Annotated in this window: 17 protein-coding genes, 1 tRNA gene, 2 rRNA genes, 1 other RNA gene and 1 other annotated feature; of the genes, 15 read left to right on the forward strand and 6 right to left on the reverse strand. The window is 43.8% G+C overall.

Going from position 1 to position 17,827, the window contains the following annotated elements:
• Nucleotides 1–30 precede the first annotated feature (30 nt).
• Nucleotides 31–146, forward strand: a 5S ribosomal RNA gene (gene rrf / locus J7E35_RS18305).
• A gap of 1,004 nt (nt 147–1,150) precedes the next feature.
• On the opposite strand, the gene J7E35_RS23575 is transcribed toward rrf, so the two are convergent.
• On the reverse strand, nt 1,151–1,273 hold the full coding sequence (locus J7E35_RS23575; protein WP_023613358.1) for a hypothetical protein: 123 nt from the start codon (nt 1,271–1,273) through the stop codon (nt 1,151–1,153).
• 115 nt (nt 1,274–1,388) lie between these two features.
• Nucleotides 1,389–2,333, reverse strand: a complete 945-nt coding sequence (locus tag J7E35_RS18310; protein ID WP_214782255.1) for a YaaC family protein — start codon at nt 2,331–2,333, stop codon at nt 1,389–1,391.
• A 117-nt stretch (nt 2,334–2,450) separates the two neighbouring features.
• Here J7E35_RS18310 and guaB point away from each other — a divergent pair, with 117 nt between their 5' ends.
• From guaB to J7E35_RS18340, 6 genes are all read left to right on the forward strand, one after another.
• The gene (guaB, locus tag J7E35_RS18315; RefSeq protein ID WP_214782222.1) at nt 2,451–3,917 is read left to right on the forward strand and encodes an IMP dehydrogenase; all 1,467 of its coding nucleotides are present in this window, start codon (nt 2,451–2,453) and stop codon (nt 3,915–3,917) included.
• A 267-nt stretch (nt 3,918–4,184) separates the two neighbouring features.
• Complete coding sequence (locus J7E35_RS18320) at nt 4,185–5,453, forward strand: serine hydrolase (RefSeq protein ID WP_214782258.1); 1,269 nt, start codon at nt 4,185–4,187, stop codon at nt 5,451–5,453.
• Between the two features lie 151 nt (nt 5,454–5,604).
• On the forward strand, nt 5,605–6,489 hold the full coding sequence (gene pdxS / locus J7E35_RS18325) for a pyridoxal 5'-phosphate synthase lyase subunit PdxS (RefSeq protein ID WP_214782261.1): 885 nt from the start codon (nt 5,605–5,607) through the stop codon (nt 6,487–6,489).
• Between the two features lie 10 nt (nt 6,490–6,499).
• Nucleotides 6,500–7,090, forward strand: coding sequence for a pyridoxal 5'-phosphate synthase glutaminase subunit PdxT (gene pdxT / locus J7E35_RS18330; protein WP_214782225.1), 591 nt, complete (start codon nt 6,500–6,502; stop codon nt 7,088–7,090).
• Nucleotides 7,091–7,144: 54 nt separating this feature from the next.
• Nucleotides 7,145–7,364, forward strand: a binding site (T-box leader).
• A 65-nt stretch (nt 7,365–7,429) separates the two neighbouring features.
• The gene (gene serS, locus J7E35_RS18335) at nt 7,430–8,710 is read left to right on the forward strand and encodes a serine--tRNA ligase (protein ID WP_214782228.1); all 1,281 of its coding nucleotides are present in this window, start codon (nt 7,430–7,432) and stop codon (nt 8,708–8,710) included.
• 116 nt (nt 8,711–8,826) lie between these two features.
• Nucleotides 8,827–8,919: transfer RNA gene (locus tag J7E35_RS18340), tRNA-Ser, on the forward strand.
• A gap of 245 nt (nt 8,920–9,164) precedes the next feature.
• Here the strand turns inward: J7E35_RS18340 and J7E35_RS18345 are convergent.
• From J7E35_RS18345 to J7E35_RS18360, 4 genes are all read right to left on the reverse strand, one after another.
• Nucleotides 9,165–9,833: a deoxynucleoside kinase gene (locus J7E35_RS18345; protein ID WP_214782231.1), complete on the reverse strand. Its 669-nt coding sequence runs from the start codon at nt 9,831–9,833 to the stop codon at nt 9,165–9,167.
• A complete protein-coding gene (locus tag J7E35_RS18350; RefSeq protein ID WP_214782234.1) occupies nt 9,830–10,471 on the reverse strand; it encodes a deoxynucleoside kinase in 642 nt (213 codons plus the stop codon). The genes J7E35_RS18345 and J7E35_RS18350 overlap by 4 nt, the downstream gene beginning before the upstream one ends.
• A gap of 382 nt (nt 10,472–10,853) precedes the next feature.
• Complete coding sequence (locus J7E35_RS18355; protein ID WP_214782237.1) at nt 10,854–12,137, reverse strand: glycoside hydrolase family 18 protein; 1,284 nt, start codon at nt 12,135–12,137, stop codon at nt 10,854–10,856.
• A 63-nt stretch (nt 12,138–12,200) separates the two neighbouring features.
• Nucleotides 12,201–12,740: a cysteine hydrolase family protein gene (locus J7E35_RS18360; protein ID WP_214782240.1), complete on the reverse strand. Its 540-nt coding sequence runs from the start codon at nt 12,738–12,740 to the stop codon at nt 12,201–12,203.
• Nucleotides 12,741–12,828: 88 nt separating this feature from the next.
• Here J7E35_RS18360 and tadA point away from each other — a divergent pair, with 88 nt between their 5' ends.
• From tadA to J7E35_RS18400, 8 genes are all read left to right on the forward strand, one after another.
• Complete coding sequence (gene tadA / locus J7E35_RS18365) at nt 12,829–13,353, forward strand: tRNA adenosine(34) deaminase TadA (protein ID WP_214782264.1); 525 nt, start codon at nt 12,829–12,831, stop codon at nt 13,351–13,353.
• A 76-nt stretch (nt 13,354–13,429) separates the two neighbouring features.
• Nucleotides 13,430–13,694: signal recognition particle sRNA large type (ffs, locus tag J7E35_RS18370), an RNA gene on the forward strand.
• A 343-nt stretch (nt 13,695–14,037) separates the two neighbouring features.
• Nucleotides 14,038–15,723 (forward strand): DNA polymerase III subunit gamma/tau, encoded by a 1,686-nt coding sequence (gene dnaX / locus J7E35_RS18375; RefSeq protein ID WP_214782243.1) that lies wholly within the window; start codon nt 14,038–14,040, stop codon nt 15,721–15,723.
• Between the two features lie 18 nt (nt 15,724–15,741).
• Nucleotides 15,742–16,068: a YbaB/EbfC family nucleoid-associated protein gene (locus tag J7E35_RS18380; RefSeq protein WP_041968097.1), complete on the forward strand. Its 327-nt coding sequence runs from the start codon at nt 15,742–15,744 to the stop codon at nt 16,066–16,068.
• A gap of 15 nt (nt 16,069–16,083) precedes the next feature.
• Nucleotides 16,084–16,680, forward strand: a complete 597-nt coding sequence (recR, locus tag J7E35_RS18385; RefSeq protein WP_214782246.1) for a recombination mediator RecR — start codon at nt 16,084–16,086, stop codon at nt 16,678–16,680.
• Nucleotides 16,681–16,718: 38 nt separating this feature from the next.
• Nucleotides 16,719–16,940, forward strand: coding sequence for a YaaL family protein (locus tag J7E35_RS18390; protein WP_214782249.1), 222 nt, complete (start codon nt 16,719–16,721; stop codon nt 16,938–16,940).
• 80 nt (nt 16,941–17,020) lie between these two features.
• On the forward strand, nt 17,021–17,284 hold the full coding sequence (locus J7E35_RS18395) for a pro-sigmaK processing inhibitor BofA family protein (protein WP_214782252.1): 264 nt from the start codon (nt 17,021–17,023) through the stop codon (nt 17,282–17,284).
• 442 nt (nt 17,285–17,726) lie between these two features.
• Nucleotides 17,727–17,827 (forward strand): 16S ribosomal RNA (locus J7E35_RS18400); the annotation flags it as partial.

The following is a 17,827-nucleotide window of genomic DNA, read 5'->3' on the forward strand; positions in this document are numbered from 1 at the left end:
TTGAGGGTGCAAAAACCTCAAACCAAATAGTCTGGTGGCGATGGCGAGAAGGTCACACCCGTTCCCATACCGAACACGGAAGTTAAGCTTCTCAGCGCCGATGGTAGTTGGGGGTTTCCCCCTGTGAGAGTAGGACGCCGCCGGGCACGCAAAAGAACAGCTGTAATGGCTGTTCTTTTTTGTATGCTGATTTATAAAAGATGTGTGAAATATGGAAGCAACTGAATTTATTTGGCCTGACTTCGGACAAGTTTGGAGGTAATGAACGAAAAGTTGTCTGAACTTGATGCAACTTCAGACAGGTCTGAAGGAAAAACACGAAAAGTTGTCTGAACTTGAGCCAACTTCAGACAGGTTTAAGGGAAAACAACGAAAAGTTGTCTGAACTTGAGGCAACTTCGGACAGGTTTAAGGGAAAACAACGAAAAGTTGTTTGAACTTGATGCAACTTCAGACAGGTTTGTAGGAAAAACACGAAAAGTTGTCTGAACTTGATGCAACTTCGGACAGGTTTAAGGGAAAACAACGAAAAGTTGTCTGAACTTGATGCAACTTCGGACAGGTTTAAGGGAAAACAACGAAAAGTTGTCTGAACTTGAGGCAACTTCAGACAGGTTTGGTAGAAAAGCACACAAAGTTGTCTGAACTTGAGGCAACTTCAGACAGGTTTGGTGGAAAAGCACACAAAGTTGTCTGAACTTGAGCCAACTTCAGACAGGTTTGGTGGAAATGCACACAAAGTTGTCTGAACCTGAGTCAACTTCAGACAGGTTTAAGGGAAAACAACGAAAAGTTGTCTGAACTTGATGCAACTTCAGACAGGTTTGAAGGAAAAAATCAGAAAGTTGTCTGAACCTGGTGCAACTTCAGACAGGTTTAAATGAAAAAGCCGAAAAGTTGTCAGAACCTGGTGCAACTTCAGACAGGTTTGGAGGAAAAACACGAAAAATTGTCTGAACTTAATGCAACTTCAGACAGGTTTAGAGGGCAATAACGAAAAGTAGTCCAAACCAAGGGCAACTTCAGACAAGGTCGCAATAAGAGATTGAAAAAGCTGTCAGAACTTAATACGATTCCTCAATAACAACTAAAAGTATCTTGCCCACATAACAAAGACCTTCTGAATTAATTCAGAAGGTCTTATTATATGTTATTTCTTTTTCTTCCCAAGGGATTGCAATTGATCCATTACCTTCGCACGTGACTTTTGATCTTTTAGCAAGTATGCTGTACCTAGAGCTACAGTTGTCATCATTAGTTTTTTTCTATCCATAATAAAACCTCCTCGGTTGTGCAAAGTTCATATAAATGAAATTCCCGATATCGGCTCATCTAAACTTATCTATAATCCGCAGTATTTGATTTAGAAACTTCAACCCTTGATATTACTACTTACTCATCAGGTACTGGTGAATTAAGTAAGGTCCTTTTCTCAATGTTGATTTTAAAAAGGACTGGATCAATGGATAGTCTTCATTGGGCATCATCTTGATTAACTCACTCCACCATTCTGTTTCATAGCGGGCAATCATTCCAAGATTATATAACAGTAAGTAGTGCAGCAGCAGTTCTGGAAATAAAAATAAGTCACCTTTATTTAAGGGAATTACATAATGCTGCTCTTCAAGATTGTATTTTAACGGAAGGGGTTCTTGTGTTTCACTTAAGTGTGCTTCAAACATGATTTGATTAGGGTCCTCTACAAAGGAGACAGGAATAGAGGATTTGGTCTGATAGAACTCCTTAAAGCGGTTCTCCGTCATATGGAAATGGTCGATTATTGATTTTGGAATCGAGAAACCTGAATCGCTGGCAGTCACTGCTTCAAATATTTGCTTGCCTCTCAAGTCAGAAAAGATGCCGGACAATTCCGGGATCAGTTCCATCACATCACCCATTGTTGCTTTTTCACCTTCCAATTGTTTCATGTGGAACATTTTTTCTGCCATAAGAGAGAATAGCCCATTCTTTTGGATTTTTACTTCATCGTCTGTGAAGCTGTACTGTTGTTTTTTTCGTTTCCTTGTGGAGACGCCATGAGCAAGAACGGAAGTGGTTTCAGGGTAATCAGGTTCGACTGTCAGGATGCATGCTTTTATTAGATGGACAAGTCCGTAAAAGAGCAGGATTGGCTGTATGGCCAGCGGAGACTTTTCTGCCTGTTCATAGTAAAGCTTCCCATGTTCTAGATAATACATGAAGGGATAACAGTTTTCGAAGCTTTTCATGTCAGGCTGTTCGACGTTGATTTTACGATAACATTTTTTCAGATAGGCTTGTGAATACTCTGCTGAAAAGAAGAGTGTATAACTGTTCCATTCCTTATAAGGCATAGACACATGAAAAACCTCCAAGTTATTTGAAAAATCGGACAAATAATAACCTTCTTGACAGTATTTTAACCAATTGATAACCTACAAATAATATTTTCTTAAAGGGGGTCATTTACTATGTGGGAAAGTAAGTTTGTAAAAGAAGGATTAACGTTTGATGATGTGCTGTTAGTACCGGCCAAATCTGAGGTGCTGCCAAAGGATGTGAGCCTGAAGGTCAGTCTGACTGAGACTTTGAGGTTGAATATACCGATCATCAGTGCGGGCATGGATACTGTAACAGAATCTGAACTGGCCATTTCGATTGCCAGGCAGGGCGGCCTTGGTATCATACATAAAAACATGTCCATAGAACAGCAGGCTGACCAGGTCGATAAAGTAAAGCGTTCTGAAAGTGGAGTCATTACCGATCCATTCTTTTTAACTCCTGAGCATCAGGTATTTGATGCTGAACATTTAATGGGTAAATACCGCATTTCTGGTGTCCCGATTGTTAATAATGAAGAGGACCAAAAGCTTGTTGGAATCATTACAAACCGTGATATGCGTTTTATCCAGGATTACTCTATTAAAATCGAAGAAGTCATGACGAAAAATGATTTGGTGACCGCTTCTGTGGGAACTACCCTTGAAGAAGCAGAGAAGATCCTTCAGCGCCATAAGATTGAAAAACTCCCACTAGTAAATGACGAAGGCGTACTGAAAGGGCTCATTACCATAAAGGATATTGAAAAAGTGATTGAGTTCCCGAACTCTTCGAAGGATTTGCAAGGCCGCTTACTTTGCGGTGCTGCAGTCGGTGTTACAGCAGATACGATGAAACGTGTGGAGATGCTGGTGAAATCACATGTAGATGTCATCGTTGTTGATACTGCCCACGGCCACTCAAGAGGGGTTATTGAAACGGTAAAGCAAATCCGTGAAAGCTACCCGGAATTGAATATTATTGCGGGGAACGTTGCGACTGCAGAAGCGACAAGAGATTTGATAGAAGCAGGTGCGGATATTGTCAAGGTTGGCATCGGTCCTGGTTCAATCTGTACGACAAGGGTTGTAGCAGGTGTAGGTGTTCCGCAAATTACCGCTGTATATGATTGTGCGACAGAAGCACGAAAGCACGGGAAGGCAATCATAGCAGATGGCGGAATCAAATATTCTGGGGATATCGTCAAGGCTCTTGCTGCCGGAGGCCATGCTGTCATGCTCGGAAGCTTGCTTGCAGGTGTCAGTGAAAGTCCGGGAGAAACTGAAATCTATCAGGGAAGGCGCTTCAAAGTATATCGTGGAATGGGCTCTGTCGGAGCAATGGAAAAGGGATCTAAAGATCGTTACTTCCAGGAAGATAATAAGAAGTTCGTTCCGGAAGGCATTGAAGGAAGAATCCCATATAAAGGACCGCTTACAGATACAATCTATCAACTTGTTGGCGGCATTCGCTCAGGTATGGGATATTGCGGTACAGCTAATCTTGAGGAGTTAAGGGAGAATGCCCAATTCATCAAGATGACAGGAGCGGGTCTGAGAGAGAGCCATCCGCATGATGTCCAGATCACGAAAGAAGCACCCAACTACTCCATGAGCTAATTTTATAAATGGGCATCAGCAGGAACTACGACTTTTTACCTGCATATCAGTTGTTTTTTCCTGATTTTACAATAGACAGAGTGACTATTCTCTGTCTATTTTTTTCATTTTTTTTATGGTAAACTATACGGGTGTGATTTTTTAGGGGTCAACAAAAATGAAAGTTTCATAGATATTTTATAAAAATTTGGAGGGAAATTTGTCTTGAATCGTAAACAGAAACAGCTTTCAGTGTTCTTTGCAGCATTCATTTTAACGATTACAACTATGTTTTCCGGATTTTCAATGGAAGCTGAAGCAGCAGAGGGACAATTGGGCATCGATGCCGAAGCAGCCATGCTGATTGATGCAGATACGGGAAGAGTTTTATATGAGAAAAATTCAGATGTTGTCCTGGGCGTAGCTTCCATGGCAAAAATGATGACAGAATATATGGTTCTCGAAGCGGTCAAAGAAGGAAAGCTGAAATGGGACCAAAAGGTAAAGATCAATGAGTATGTCCATAAGTTATCAGCTGCCCCTGGCCTATCGAATGTTGGGTTAACTCAAGGTGAGGATTATACGGTACAAGAGTTGTATGAAGCAATGGCAATCCATTCTGGCAATGCAGCTACCGTAGCGCTCGCTGAGGTCCTTTCTGGAACAGAAAAGAACCATGTTGAAAAAATGAACAAAAAAGCTGCTGAGCTTGGTTTGAAGGATTATAAATTTGTTAACTCCTCAGGGTTGAACAATAGCGATCTTTTAGGACAGCATCCTGCCGGAAGTCCGGATGAAGAGAATGTCATGTCTGCCCGCTCATTGGCGAAGCTTGCATACCGACTATTGAAGGATTACCCGGAAGTGTTGGATACAGCAAGCATGCCTTCCTTGAAGTTCCGTGACGGACGTGAGTATAAGAACTTTAACTGGATGCTTCCAGGCCTGATTTACCAATACGATGGTGTAGACGGCTTAAAAACCGGTTCGACTGATTTTGCAGGCTATGGTTTTACAGCTACTGCGATGAGAAATGACCAAAGATTCATTTCGGTTATCATGAAGGCAGACTCAAAGGACAGCCGTTTTTCTGAAACGCGTAAAATCCTTGACTTTGCTTTCAGCAATTTCACAGAAGAAGAACTTGTGAAAAAGAATCATCAGGTAAAAGGAAAGAAAAACCTTCCGGTAACAAAAGGGAAGGAAGACAGTGTGAAGATCCAGTCTAAAGAGCCCATTACGATGACTATAAGGAATGGCGAAAAGGATCAATATGAACCGGTACTTGTACTGGATAAAAAGAAGCTGAATGAAAATGGCGAACTGACTGCTCCTATCAAGAAGGGTGAGCAAGTCGGCTATATGACTGTTAAGTCCAATAAGGAAGAAAACATCAGCTTCTTAACTGAAGAAGGGCAAAAGCAAGTCCAGGTACCAGTTGTTGCTGCTGAAAATGTTGAAAAAGCGAACTGGTTCGTGCTTATGATGCGAGGAATCGGCGGATTCTTCGGAGATCTTTTTGGCGGAGTTGCTGATACTGTAAAAGGCTGGTTTTAAATAAATTGGAAAGGTTTCCTGTCTTGACAGGAAACCTTTTTTATTGTTTATTTTCAATAGGGGTAGCTGTAATTCCGACCAAAAAAGTCTGAATATCCAGTTATTTGCAATTGCTTACATAGTAACCCTTTTACAGGGACAAGGGGGAAAAATAATGAAGACAGGTACTGATCGTGTTAAACGTGGTATGGCAGAGATGCAAAAAGGCGGCGTCATCATGGACGTTGTCAATGCCGAACAAGCAAAGATTGCTGAAGAGGCTGGTGCAGTTGCGGTAATGGCATTGGAACGTGTCCCTTCGGATATCCGTGCAGCTGGCGGAGTAGCTAGAATGGCTGACCCAAGGATCGTCGAAGAGGTAATGGGTGCTGTCACAATTCCCGTTATGGCAAAAGCACGGATTGGCCACATCGTAGAAGCACGAGTGCTCGAAGCGATGGGTGTTGACTATATTGACGAGAGTGAAGTCTTGACTCCTGCTGATGAAGAATTCCATCTGAATAAAAGAGATTATACAGTTCCTTTCGTATGCGGATGCCGCGATCTTGGCGAGGCGGCGAGAAGGATCGGCGAAGGAGCTTCGATGCTACGTACAAAGGGAGAGCCTGGTACGGGCAATATCGTAGAAGCTGTCCGTCATATCCGCAAGGTAAACGCACAGGTTCGCAAAGTCGTGGCAATGGATATGGATGAACTAATGACTGAAGCCAAGCTTCTGGGAGCACCATATGAGCTTCTGCTGGAAATCAAGCAGCTTGGACGCCTTCCAGTCGTGAACTTTGCTGCAGGCGGTGTTGCTACTCCGGCAGACGCAGCATTAATGATGCAGCTGGGTGCTGATGGGGTGTTTGTAGGATCAGGCATCTTCAAATCTGATAATCCGGCGAAGTTTGCAAAGGCAATTGTCGAAGCGACTACTCATTATCAGGATTATGAACTGATTGCGAACATTTCGAAGGGTCTTGGTATCCCGATGAAGGGCATGGAAATTTCATCATTGGCACCTGAAGCCCGTATGCAGGACCGCGGCTGGTAAGGGTATGCCTATGATGAAGATTGGAGTACTTGGCCTTCAGGGGGCCGTACGTGAGCATATATGGGCAATTGAGGCATCTGGAGCAGAAGGTACTGTCATTAAGCGTCCCGATCAGCTCTCAGAAGTCGATGGCCTGATCATTCCTGGGGGAGAAAGCACCACAATTCGCCGTCTGATCGATAAATATGGCTTTATGGAAAAGTTGAAGAAATTCGCAGCTGATGGCAAACCAATGTTCGGAACATGCGCTGGCTTGATTTTACTTGCGAATGATCTGGCTGGTTATGATGCACCACATCTCGGTGTCATGGATGTGAAAGTGGAACGCAACTCATTCGGCCGCCAGCGTGAAAGCTTTGAAGCTGACATCAATATTGCTGGAGTGGCGGAAAATTTCTCGGCAGTATTCATCCGGGCACCTCATATTGTGGAAGCTGGAGAAAATGTCGAGGTGCTGGCGAAGCATGATGGCAGAATTGTCGCTGCTCGTGATGGACAGTTCCTCGGCTGTTCTTTTCATCCAGAGTTGACGGATGATTATAGACTTATGAGCTACTTTGTGAAAATGGTCGAGGAGACAAAGAGTAAAAATTTTGCATAAACAGCTTGCATGGAGAACATAATTGTAGTAAATTATGAATTAAAATTCGATAGTAAAAAAGCGATGAGAGGGAATAGTAGCTTGTATCCATTCCAAAGAGAGCCGGTGGTTGGTGCGAACCGGTGTCTGGAGCAAAGGAATCCGCCCTTGAGCAGAGTATGGAACGCCATTAATGGCCAGTAAATACTTTCGGTAAAAACCGTTATTTTATGAGTGGAAAGCATTTTCTTGCTTTCAACTAGGGTGGCAACGCGGGTTAACTCTCGTCCCTTTTTGGGGACGGGAGTTTTTTATTTTATCAAAGGTTTTTTTACTTCAGGTAAAAGGGAGGAAATCGCAGTGTTAGATGTAAAATATTTAAGAGCGAATTTTGAAGAAGTTAAACAAAAACTGCAGCACCGTGGCGAAGACATGACCGACTTCGGCAAGTTCGAGGACCTGGATGTAAGGCGCAGGGAATTGATTCTTGACGCTGAACAGCTGAAGAGCAGAAGGAATGAAGTGTCCCAGCAGGTTGCGCAGTTGAAGCGTGAAAAGCAGGACGCTGACCACTTGATCGCTGAGATGCGTGAGGTAGGCGACAAAATCAAGGTTCTGGATGACCAGCTTCGCGAGGTAGAAGAAGAGCTAGAAAACCTGATGCTCAGCATTCCGAATATCCCTCATGAGAGTGTTCCAATCGGAGAAACAGAAGATGATAATGTAGAGGTTCGCAAATGGGGAGAAATCCGTGATTTTGAATTCGAAGCAAAGCCGCACTGGGATGTTGCAGATCACTTGAAAATCCTTGATTTCGAACGCGCTGGAAAAGTAACAGGCAGCCGTTTTGTCTTTTACAAAGGATTGGGTGCACGCCTTGAGCGAGCGTTGATCAGTTTCATGCTTGACCTTCATGTTGACGAACATGGGTACAAGGAAGTCATTCCTCCGTACATGGTCAATCGTGCAAGCATGACAGGGACAGGACAGCTTCCTAAGTTTGAAGAGGATGCATTCCGAATCGAGAGCGAAGATTACTTCCTGATTCCGACTGCAGAGGTACCTGTTACGAATATGCACCGGGATGAAATCCTGACTCCAGATGAGCTTCCGATCAATTATGCAGCGTACAGCGCATGTTTCCGTTCTGAGGCAGGTTCTGCAGGGCGCGATACGCGCGGTTTGATCCGTCAGCACCAGTTTAACAAAGTCGAATTAGTGAAGTTTGTTAAGCCCGAAGACTCTTATGAGGAGCTTGAAAGGCTGACTGGACATGCTGAGAAAGTGCTTCAGCTATTAGGCCTGCCTTATCGCGTATTGAGCATGTGCTCTGCAGACCTCGGATTCACAGCTGCTAAGAAATACGATATCGAAGTCTGGATCCCAAGCTACGGCACCTACAGGGAAATCTCTTCTTGCAGTAACTTCGAAGGATTCCAGGCAAGACGCGCGAATATCCGGTTCCGCCGCGAAGCAAAGGCGAAGCCAGAGCATGTGCATACACTGAATGGATCAGGCCTTGCGATCGGCCGCACAGTTGCCGCCATCCTCGAGAACTACCAGCAGGCTGACGGCAGTGTCATCATTCCGGAAGTATTGCGTCCATACATGGGCAACAGGGAAGTTATTGCTCCGGAATAAGTGTCATTGATAGGAGAGTTTAACTCTGTTTCGGGCAGGATGTCCTCCTGCCCGAAAAAAACTTTTAAAGAAGTGTTGACTCGTTTTTAAATACATGATATTATATTTCTTGTCTCGGAGGTATACCCAAGTCTGGCTGAAGGGATCGGTCTTGAAAACCGACAGGCGGGTAACACCGCGCGGGGGTTCGAATCCCTCTACCTCCTCCATTAATTTTTTCAATTAAAGCATTAACGCATAAAACAATTTGGAGATTGTGTAAAAAAACCCGTTACTATGTAGCGGGTTTTTTTATGTCCTGTTTTGCTGTATTCGGGGGTCGCTTTATTACTCTATCAGTCACTTTGTAGGTTTCTCGAGCGGTTTGAGCTTACAGAGAGTTTCTATGTGCCCTTTTGGAGGTTCCTCTCTCTATTTGGGCTTATAGATAACAAAAAACCGCCAATCGGCGGTTTTATTTTTTCAGTAATTGAGTTTGTTTGATATGTGTCGCGATTTTTTCAACGATTGGTTCGATTGATTCAGGATTATTGAACAAATCGTAATCATTGATGTTCAGACGAAGGACTGGGCATGCGTTGAAGTTATTGATCCAGTTTTCATAGCGTCCGTGCATTTCTTCCCAATATGTGATTGGTGTTTGCTGTTCCATTGGACGTCCTCTTAGCTTAATGCGCTCAAGAATATCGTCTAGTGACCCTTCAAGGTAGATCAGCAAATCTGGATGCGGGAAGTACGGAGTCATGACCATTGCTTCGAACAGACTCTTGTATGTTTGGTAGTCCACAGGGGACATTGTGCCTTTTTCATAATGCATTTTTGCGAAGATGCCTGTATCTTCATAGATGGAACGGTCCTGGATAAAGCCGCCGCCATATTCAAAAATCCTCTTCTGCTCCTTGAAGCGCTCAGCAAGGAAGTAGATTTGCAGGTGGAAGCTCCAGCGTTCGAAATCGGCATAGAACTTATCGAGGTATGGATTTGTATCTACTTTTTCAAAGGATGTACGGAACCGAAGGGCATCCGCCAGGGCATTCGTCATAGTCGATTTGCCGACTCCAACTGTACCGGCAATCGTGATGACCGCATTAGCCGGGATGTCATATTTTGTTCTTAGATTCATGGTTGTACGCTCCTTTTTCTTAATGATGCGGTTAGCTGGTCGATGATCAGCTGGAGATCTTCTTCATTCTTAACAAAATCCAGATCGTCCCCGCTGAAACGAAGAACAGGGATTTCGGGGTGGTCTTTCTCGAACTGAAGCATTGCTTGTTCATAATCAAGGGATAATTGCTCTAAATATAATGGACTGATGTTCTTTTCGACTTCGCGGCCGCGCATTTTGATTCGCTTCAGCAAGGTATCGAGACTTGCATTCAAGTAAATGATGACATTTGGCTTAGGCATATCTTTTGTCAGGATTTGATAAATATCTAGGTATTTTTTATATTCCTGTTCATTTAATGTGCGCTGGGCGAAAATGAGGTTTTTCATGATATGATAATCAGCTACGACAGACATGTCTTTGCTGAGGTAATGTTCATTGATATCTCCAAGCTGCTTATATCGATTGCAGAGGAAAAACATTTCTGTCTGGAAACTCCATTCTTCGATGTTATCGTAGAACTTCCCCAAAAATGGATTTTCATCGACTATTTCTTTTAAAAGTGCAAATTGAAACCTTTCGGAAATGGCGCGGGCAAGTGACGTTTTCCCGATCCCGATTGGTCCTTCAACCGTTATAAAAGGTGTTCCTTCCACAACATGTCCTCCCTCTCTGTTGTATCTATCTCTTTTTTACATTTCTGTCAGTTAAATTACGCAAAGTCCATTTTATCACACCACAGTATGGTATGGGTATGGAATATTAAGAGGCAATTTTAGCAAAATGCTGCTTTCCTATTTCATATTGCTTATCGAATATATGCCTCCATCCGCTTTATTAAAAGCTTTGGGGCTCTTTTCGAGGTTATTTCTAATCAAAATTCCGGAATTAGCCGTGAAAACCCAAGTGCCGGTTTTTACTCTTGTTGATTAAGCGTTCAAGTTTGCGAACAGAGCTTAGCAAAAAAGAAGACAGCCGCAAAAATACTGCGCCTGTCATATATTATCGGAATTTGTAAAATTATTTTAACAGAAAATTTCATCTTTTTACGACATTGAAGTTCTCCTGGATGAGAAGCCAGTTTTGTGGGAAGGAAAGTCCGAGCTTCCAGTAGCTCATTCCTCTCAAATTCAGTTCCTTGATCAGGTCGAATTTTGCCTGGATGGATCTTGCGTCCTCAAACCAGACTTCATGCTGTTTTCCATCTGACGCTGTATATCGGAAGGTCGGCGCCTGAGATCTTGTATTGTACTGGATTGGTACATTATTATCGGCCGCAATCTGGATCGCCTGCTGCGGACTGACGGCCCTTGCGATCGTTCCCTGGACAAATGGAAGAGTCCAGTCATATCCATAAAGATTCTGGCCCATCATGACTTTTTGCGATGGCATTTCACTGACGGCATACTCTAGTACCTCACGCACAGGGCCGATAGGGGAGACTGCCTGTGCAGGTCCGCCGCTGTACCCCCATTCATAGGTCATAATGACGACGAAATCGACAATTTCCCCATGTGCTTTGTAGTCATGAGCCGTATACCAGGGCCCTGTCTGTTCTGCACTTGTTTTTGGGGCGAGTGCAGTCGAGATGAACCAGCCTTCCTGTTTAAAACGGTCCCTCGCTTTGCGCAGGAAAGTGTTATAGGCTTCACGGTCTTCTGGACGCAGGAATTCAAAATCAAAATGGATATCGCGGAATCCATATTTTTTGGCGGTGGCAACGATATTGTTCAGGAATTTGTCCTGGACTGCCATGTCATTCAAGAGGATACGGCCAAGCTCATCGCTGAACTGGTCGTTTTCCTGGTTGGTGATCACCATCATCAATATATTATTGTTCGCCTCGGCAATCGCCGGGAAATTGTTCAGCAGCGGCTCCTTCAACGACCCATCGCGCAAAGCCTGGAAGCTGAACGGCGCAAGATAGGTCAAATAGGGGGCAGCTTCCCGGGCAGCTGTTTCCAATGCAGGCGCCACTGTGTTCCCGCGAGGCTCTACATATGCATTAAATTCCGCATTTGTTTTCGGCCGCTGTGGAATATATAAGCGGAATCCGACTGACAATGGCTGGTTGACCGAGATGCCATTGATCCTTGCGAGTTCCTGTGGAGTGATACCGAACCTTCTTGAAATTGCCCATAGACTGTCACCCGGCTGGACAAAGTAAAAACTGCCGACGATTGGGATGACCATCGCCTGGCCGACCACTAAATTATTTGGATTAGGCAGCTCGTTCGCCTCGGTTATATCCGTAACAGAAGACCCGTATAATTGAGCGATCTGTGTCAATGTCTGTCCTTGCTGTACCACATGAATTTGCATCTTCTTCCCTCCCTGGCATTTTTAGCGCTACAACCATTGTATGAAGGAAGAAAATGCAGTATGTTATAAATCAAGCTCCATTGAAGGTCTTGTTTCAGCGGACAGGACGTTTTTCATCATGGTCAGTGCGTATTGATTATCCTCGTCATAATTGGAGGCAATGAAGTCCTCAGGTATGATCAGGTTGTATTCGCGCATATACGCATCATTCGCGGTGAAAAGGACGCAAATATTGCCTGCAATCCCTGACAGGATCAAGGTATCTACCTTCAATTGCTGAAGCAGGGTGTGAAGCGCCGTTCCATAAAAAGCGGAGTGCTTTGGCTTGATCAAAAAATAGTCCTGATTCTTCTCAGGGGCGATCTTTTTTATGATTTCACCGCTTGTTTCATTTGAGCAGTGATCCATGATTTTTTCGAAATCAGCCTGCCATAGATTATAATGGTCATTAATATAGATAACGGGCAGGTCTTTTTCATTGAAAGATTTCTTTAACTTTAAAATGGGATTAATGATTTTTTTAGTGTTTTTTGCAAGTTCTTCCCCTGCGTCAAAGTTAAAATCATTGATCATATCGATAATCAATAGAGCAGTCTTTGCCATGAATAATCCTCTCCTTATCCTTTATATTTTTACCGGCGGGGGATTATTAAACCAATTGGAAATATAAAACACTTTTATGGAGGAAAAGATGGAATATACTCCAGATGAACGATATATGTTAGAAGCAATTGAAGAAGCGAAAAAAGCAGGGCAGATAGATGAGGTGCCAATCGGTGCGGTCATCGTCCTGGATGGGGAAATCATTGCCCGTGCCCATAATCTCCGCGAAACTAAGCAAAGTTCCATTGCCCATGCAGAGGTGCTGGCGATTGACGAGGCGTGCCAGAAGCTCGGAACATGGAGGCTGGAGGATGCCATTCTCTATGTGACACTGGAGCCATGCCCGATGTGTGCAGGGGCGATCATGCTTTCCCGCGTGAAAAAAGTGGTCTATGGGGCAAAGGATCCTAAGGGCGGCTGTGTCGGGACCTTCATGAATATCCTCCAGGATGAACGCTTCAACCATCAAAGTGAAGTCGTGACTGGTGTACTGGAAGCAGAATGCGGAGCACTATTATCCGATTTTTTCAGGACTCTGCGGGAAAAGAAAAAGATGAAAAAGAAACAGGAGAAAGACGAACTGGAACAACAGACAGGAATTGACAGGGGATAAGCATTGCATTTTGGGCCGTGAGTTAGTATACTATGTATGTGTCCTTGAGACACACCTAAATAAGGTTTCAATTTTGCCGTGCTAGTCGGGGAGGTAGCGGTGCCCTGTACCCGCAATCCGCTCTAGCGGGGATGAATCCCTTCCTGAGGCTGATTTACTGTAGGGTCTGCCTTAAGCAAGTGGTGTTGACGCCCGGGTCCTGCGCAATGGGAATCCATGAACCATGTCAGGTCCGGAAGGAAGCAGCATTAAGTGGACGCTCCCATGTGCCGCAGGGTTGCCTGGGCCGAGCTAACTGCTTAAGTAACGCTTATGGTATTCAGTCGACGGAAGGTGCGCGGCAGTTAAATATTATACATTCAACTCATCTCTTTAGCGGAGATGAGTTTTTTGTCGTTTTAAAAGGCTCTTTTCTCAAACTTTGTTGCTATTGACTACAAAAATAGGATTGAATGACCTATGTTTCTTCACAAAATAAAAGCATTTTATGAGAAAAGAGCTTGCAGACTTATTACCGACCTACAAAATGGCTTTTTGTCACGTTAAAATCGGCTTTAGGATTTTAACAATAACCTTTACGAAAACAGCTTATTAAAAAGCTTAAAAACTTCCTTTGGTAAAAGTGAAATTGAAAGTTATTTGCGTTATAATAGATAAGATAATAAAAGGAAGGGAGCGGTGTCATTGGCCTACCAAGCTTTATATCGTGTCTGGCGTCCACAACAGTTCATTGATGTGGTCGGACAGGAACATGTCACAACGACACTGCAAAACGCTCTGCTTCAACAAAAAATATCACATGCCTATCTATTTTCCGGCCCCAGGGGGACTGGGAAAACGAGTGCTGCGAAAATTTTGGCAAAAGCGGTCAACTGTGAAAAAGCTCCAACGGCCGAGCCTTGCAATGAATGCGATGCCTGCCGTGGAATAACGGATGGATCGATTCCTGATGTAATTGAAATCGATGCCGCTTCCAATAACGGTGTCGAAGAAATTCGGGATATCCGAGATAAGGTTAAGTACGCGCCGAACGTCGTGAAGTATAAAGTATACATCATTGATGAAGTGCATATGCTTTCCATTGGAGCATTCAACGCCTTGCTGAAAACCCTTGAAGAGCCTCCGAAGCATGTCATCTTTATCCTCGCAACGACTGAGCCCCATAAGATTCCACTCACAATCATTTCACGATGCCAGCGATTTGATTTTAAGAGGATCACTGCTCAGGCAATCGTTGGCAGGATGAAGCAAATTGTTGAGGAATCTGGAGTGGATTGCGATGAAAAAGCCCTGCAGATCATTTCCAGGGCTGCAGAAGGCGGAATGCGTGATGCCTTAAGCCTGCTTGATCAGGCGATTTCATTCAGCCAGGATCGAGTTACGATTGAAGATGCCCTCACGGTAACTGGTACTGTATCACAGAACTTCCTGAACCAGCTGGCCAGGGCGATTGATGAACGAAATGCGGCCGCCGGGCTGGAAGCTTTGGAAGAATTGCTTTTACAAGGAAAGGATCCAGCCAGGTTCATAGAGGATCTGATTTTCTTTTACCGTGATATGCTCCTGTACAAGGCAGCACCTGCATTGGAGGAATCTATGGAACGGGTGATGCTCGACGATGATTTCCAGGAACTTGCCAATCAGGTCGAGCCAGCTCAAATCTATGAATTGATTGAGGTATTGAATAAAGCGCAGCAAGAGATGCGTTGGACAAACCATCCACGTATCTTCCTTGAGGTAGCAATCGTCAAACTCTGTCAGCTGGAAAATCAGAATCCGTCAAGCAATGTCCAGGTTGAACCCTTGCTGAGAAGGATTGAGCAGCTCGAGGAAAAACTGGCACAGTTCCAGCAGAATCCTGGAATGGCAGCAAGTGAACCGGCTGCGGCTGCTAAAAAAGCGCCTCGTCCAAACCGGAAAGGATTCCAGGCTCCGACCGGAAAAATCAACGAGGTACTGAAAAGCGCTACCAAGACAAATCTCCATACCATCAAGGGACGATGGGGAGACCTGCTCGAAATGCTTGCCGCGAACCAGATGCGTTCCCAGGCTGCATTGTTGAATGAAGCGGAACCAGTTGCTGCATCGGATGAGGCAGTAGTGATAAAATTCAAATATGAAATCCACTGTCAGATGGCAATGGAAAACACCAGATTCACTGAAATTGTCAGCGGTGCGATGAACGATTACACCGGTAAAAGGATGCAGGTGATTGGTGTGCCGGAGGACCAGTGGCTTAAAATAAGGGAAAACTTTATCAGCCAAAGAGGCGACGGGACATCGGATGGTCAGGCTGCTGCAGCCGAAGACCCGCTGATCGCGGAAGCTAAAAAACTATTTGGCGATGAATTAATACAAATACAAGAATAAATTTGGAGGTACGTTTACATGATGCGAGGAAATGGTAATATGCAAAATATGATGAAGCAAATGCAAAAAATGCAAAAGAAAATGGAAGAAGCTCAAGTCCAATTAGGAGAAGAGAAAATTGAAGGTACTGCAGGCGGCGGTATGGTAACAGTAATCGTTACAGGTCACAAGGAGATTGTAGATGTGCAAATCAAGCAGGAAGTTGTTGACCCTGATGATGTGGAGATGCTTCAAGACCTAGTGCTTGCTGCAACGAACGATGCGTTGAAAAAAGCAGAAGAATTAACTAATAAGACAATGGGCCAATTTACAAAGGGCATGAACCTTCCTGGGGGAATGTTCTAGGAGGAATATAACAGAATGCATTATCCTGAACCAATATCAAAGCTGATCGACAGCTTTATGAAATTGCCAGGTATCGGCCCGAAAACGGCCGCTCGTCTGGCTTTTTTCGTATTAAGCATGAAGGAAGAAACCGTTTTGGATTTCGCTAAGGCATTGGTCAACGCTAAGCGTAACCTGACTTACTGCTCTGTCTGCGGCCATATAACCGATCAGGATCCTTGCTATATCGATGAGGATCCTCGACGAGACAAATCTGTCATCTGCGTTGTACAGGATCCCAAGGATGTTATTGCGATGGAAAAGATGAAGGAATACAACGGCTTATATCATGTCTTGCAGGGTGCAATTTCACCTATGGATGGTATTGGCCCGGAAGATATAAATATTCCAGATCTATTGAAGAGACTGCAGGATGAAACTGTCCAGGAAGTCATACTTGCGACTAACCCGAATATTGAAGGGGAAGCAACAGCCATGTATATATCAAGACTGCTGAAGCCGTCAGGAATAAAGATCACCAGGATTGCGCACGGTCTTCCGGTCGGCGGAGATCTTGAATATGCGGATGAAGTCACGCTCTCTAAAGCGCTGGAAGGCCGCAGGGAAGTTTAACTCCATTTTTAAAGAAGAAACTCTACTGGAGGAAAGTCATGTTATTTCGTAAAAAGAAATGGCTTAGGAAAGAATTCGACCATAAACTATTGGCACAGCTGGACAGCATGAAGAGGAACTGGAATAATCAAAAGCTATTGGTTGAAAGAAGCTTCGATCCATCAGAAGAGTTTATAACTGAAGCAAAAATTGCCGAAGCCAAGTACTTCTTTCTTTTTAAAGAAGCGAAGCACAGGAAAATCACCATCAAGACGAAGTGATGTTTTTTCCATACAATAAGGTCTTATTTTGATAACTTGTACATAAAAATGTACAAGACATTGAAGTAAGGGGGAAGAGTATGGATCCTATAGTTGTCATATCGGTCCTTGGTGGATTGATTTTTCTGCTGCTCATAATCGGTGCACCGACAAAGCCGCTCCGTCTCATCGGCCAGAGTGCTGTGAAGGTCTTGATCGGAGCCATCTTTTTATTTTTTCTTAACGCCTTCGGAACCAGCTTCGGAATTTATGTTCCAATCAATATTGCAACCGCAGCAGTATCAGGACTGTTAGGAATCCCCGGTGTGTTTGCGCTGGTTGCAATTCAGACGTGGATTATATAAAGAAGGAACGCCGCTTTTGAAGCGGCGTTTTATATTTTTTGTGTGCTCTTTCCGTAAACTTTATTGCTTATATAACCTTTTTGAAAAAATTCAATTCGCAACCATCTATGAACAAGCTCTAAACCACTCGGAACTCAGATAATTGTATGTGTTCGCAAAGCAACAATTAATGCTGAAAGAACATTTTTGTAAAAAGCTATTGACCAAGCAAGCAGAAGTTGTTATTATATAAAATGTTGCTGTTGAACGCAGTTAATAACTTTTAAAAAAAGTGTTGACGAAACAACGACAGCGTGATATATTATTTAAGTCGCCTACGGGTGACACTGAAAAATTGCTCTTTGAAAACTAAACAAACAAGCGTCAACAAACAATAAATGATCATGTTTCTTCTATAAGAACATGAGCCAACGTTTTAACTTATGAGCTAACTCATAACTCTTTTTTGGAGAGTTTGATCCTGGCTCAGGACGAACGCTGGCGGCGTGCCTAATACATGCAAGTCGAGCGGATCTTCATTAGCTTGCTTTTGAAGATCAGCGG

The sequence above is a fragment of the Bacillus sp. ISL-45 genome, from assembly GCF_018613195.1.
Taxonomy (GTDB): Bacteria; Bacillota; Bacilli; order Bacillales; family Cytobacillaceae; genus Mesobacillus.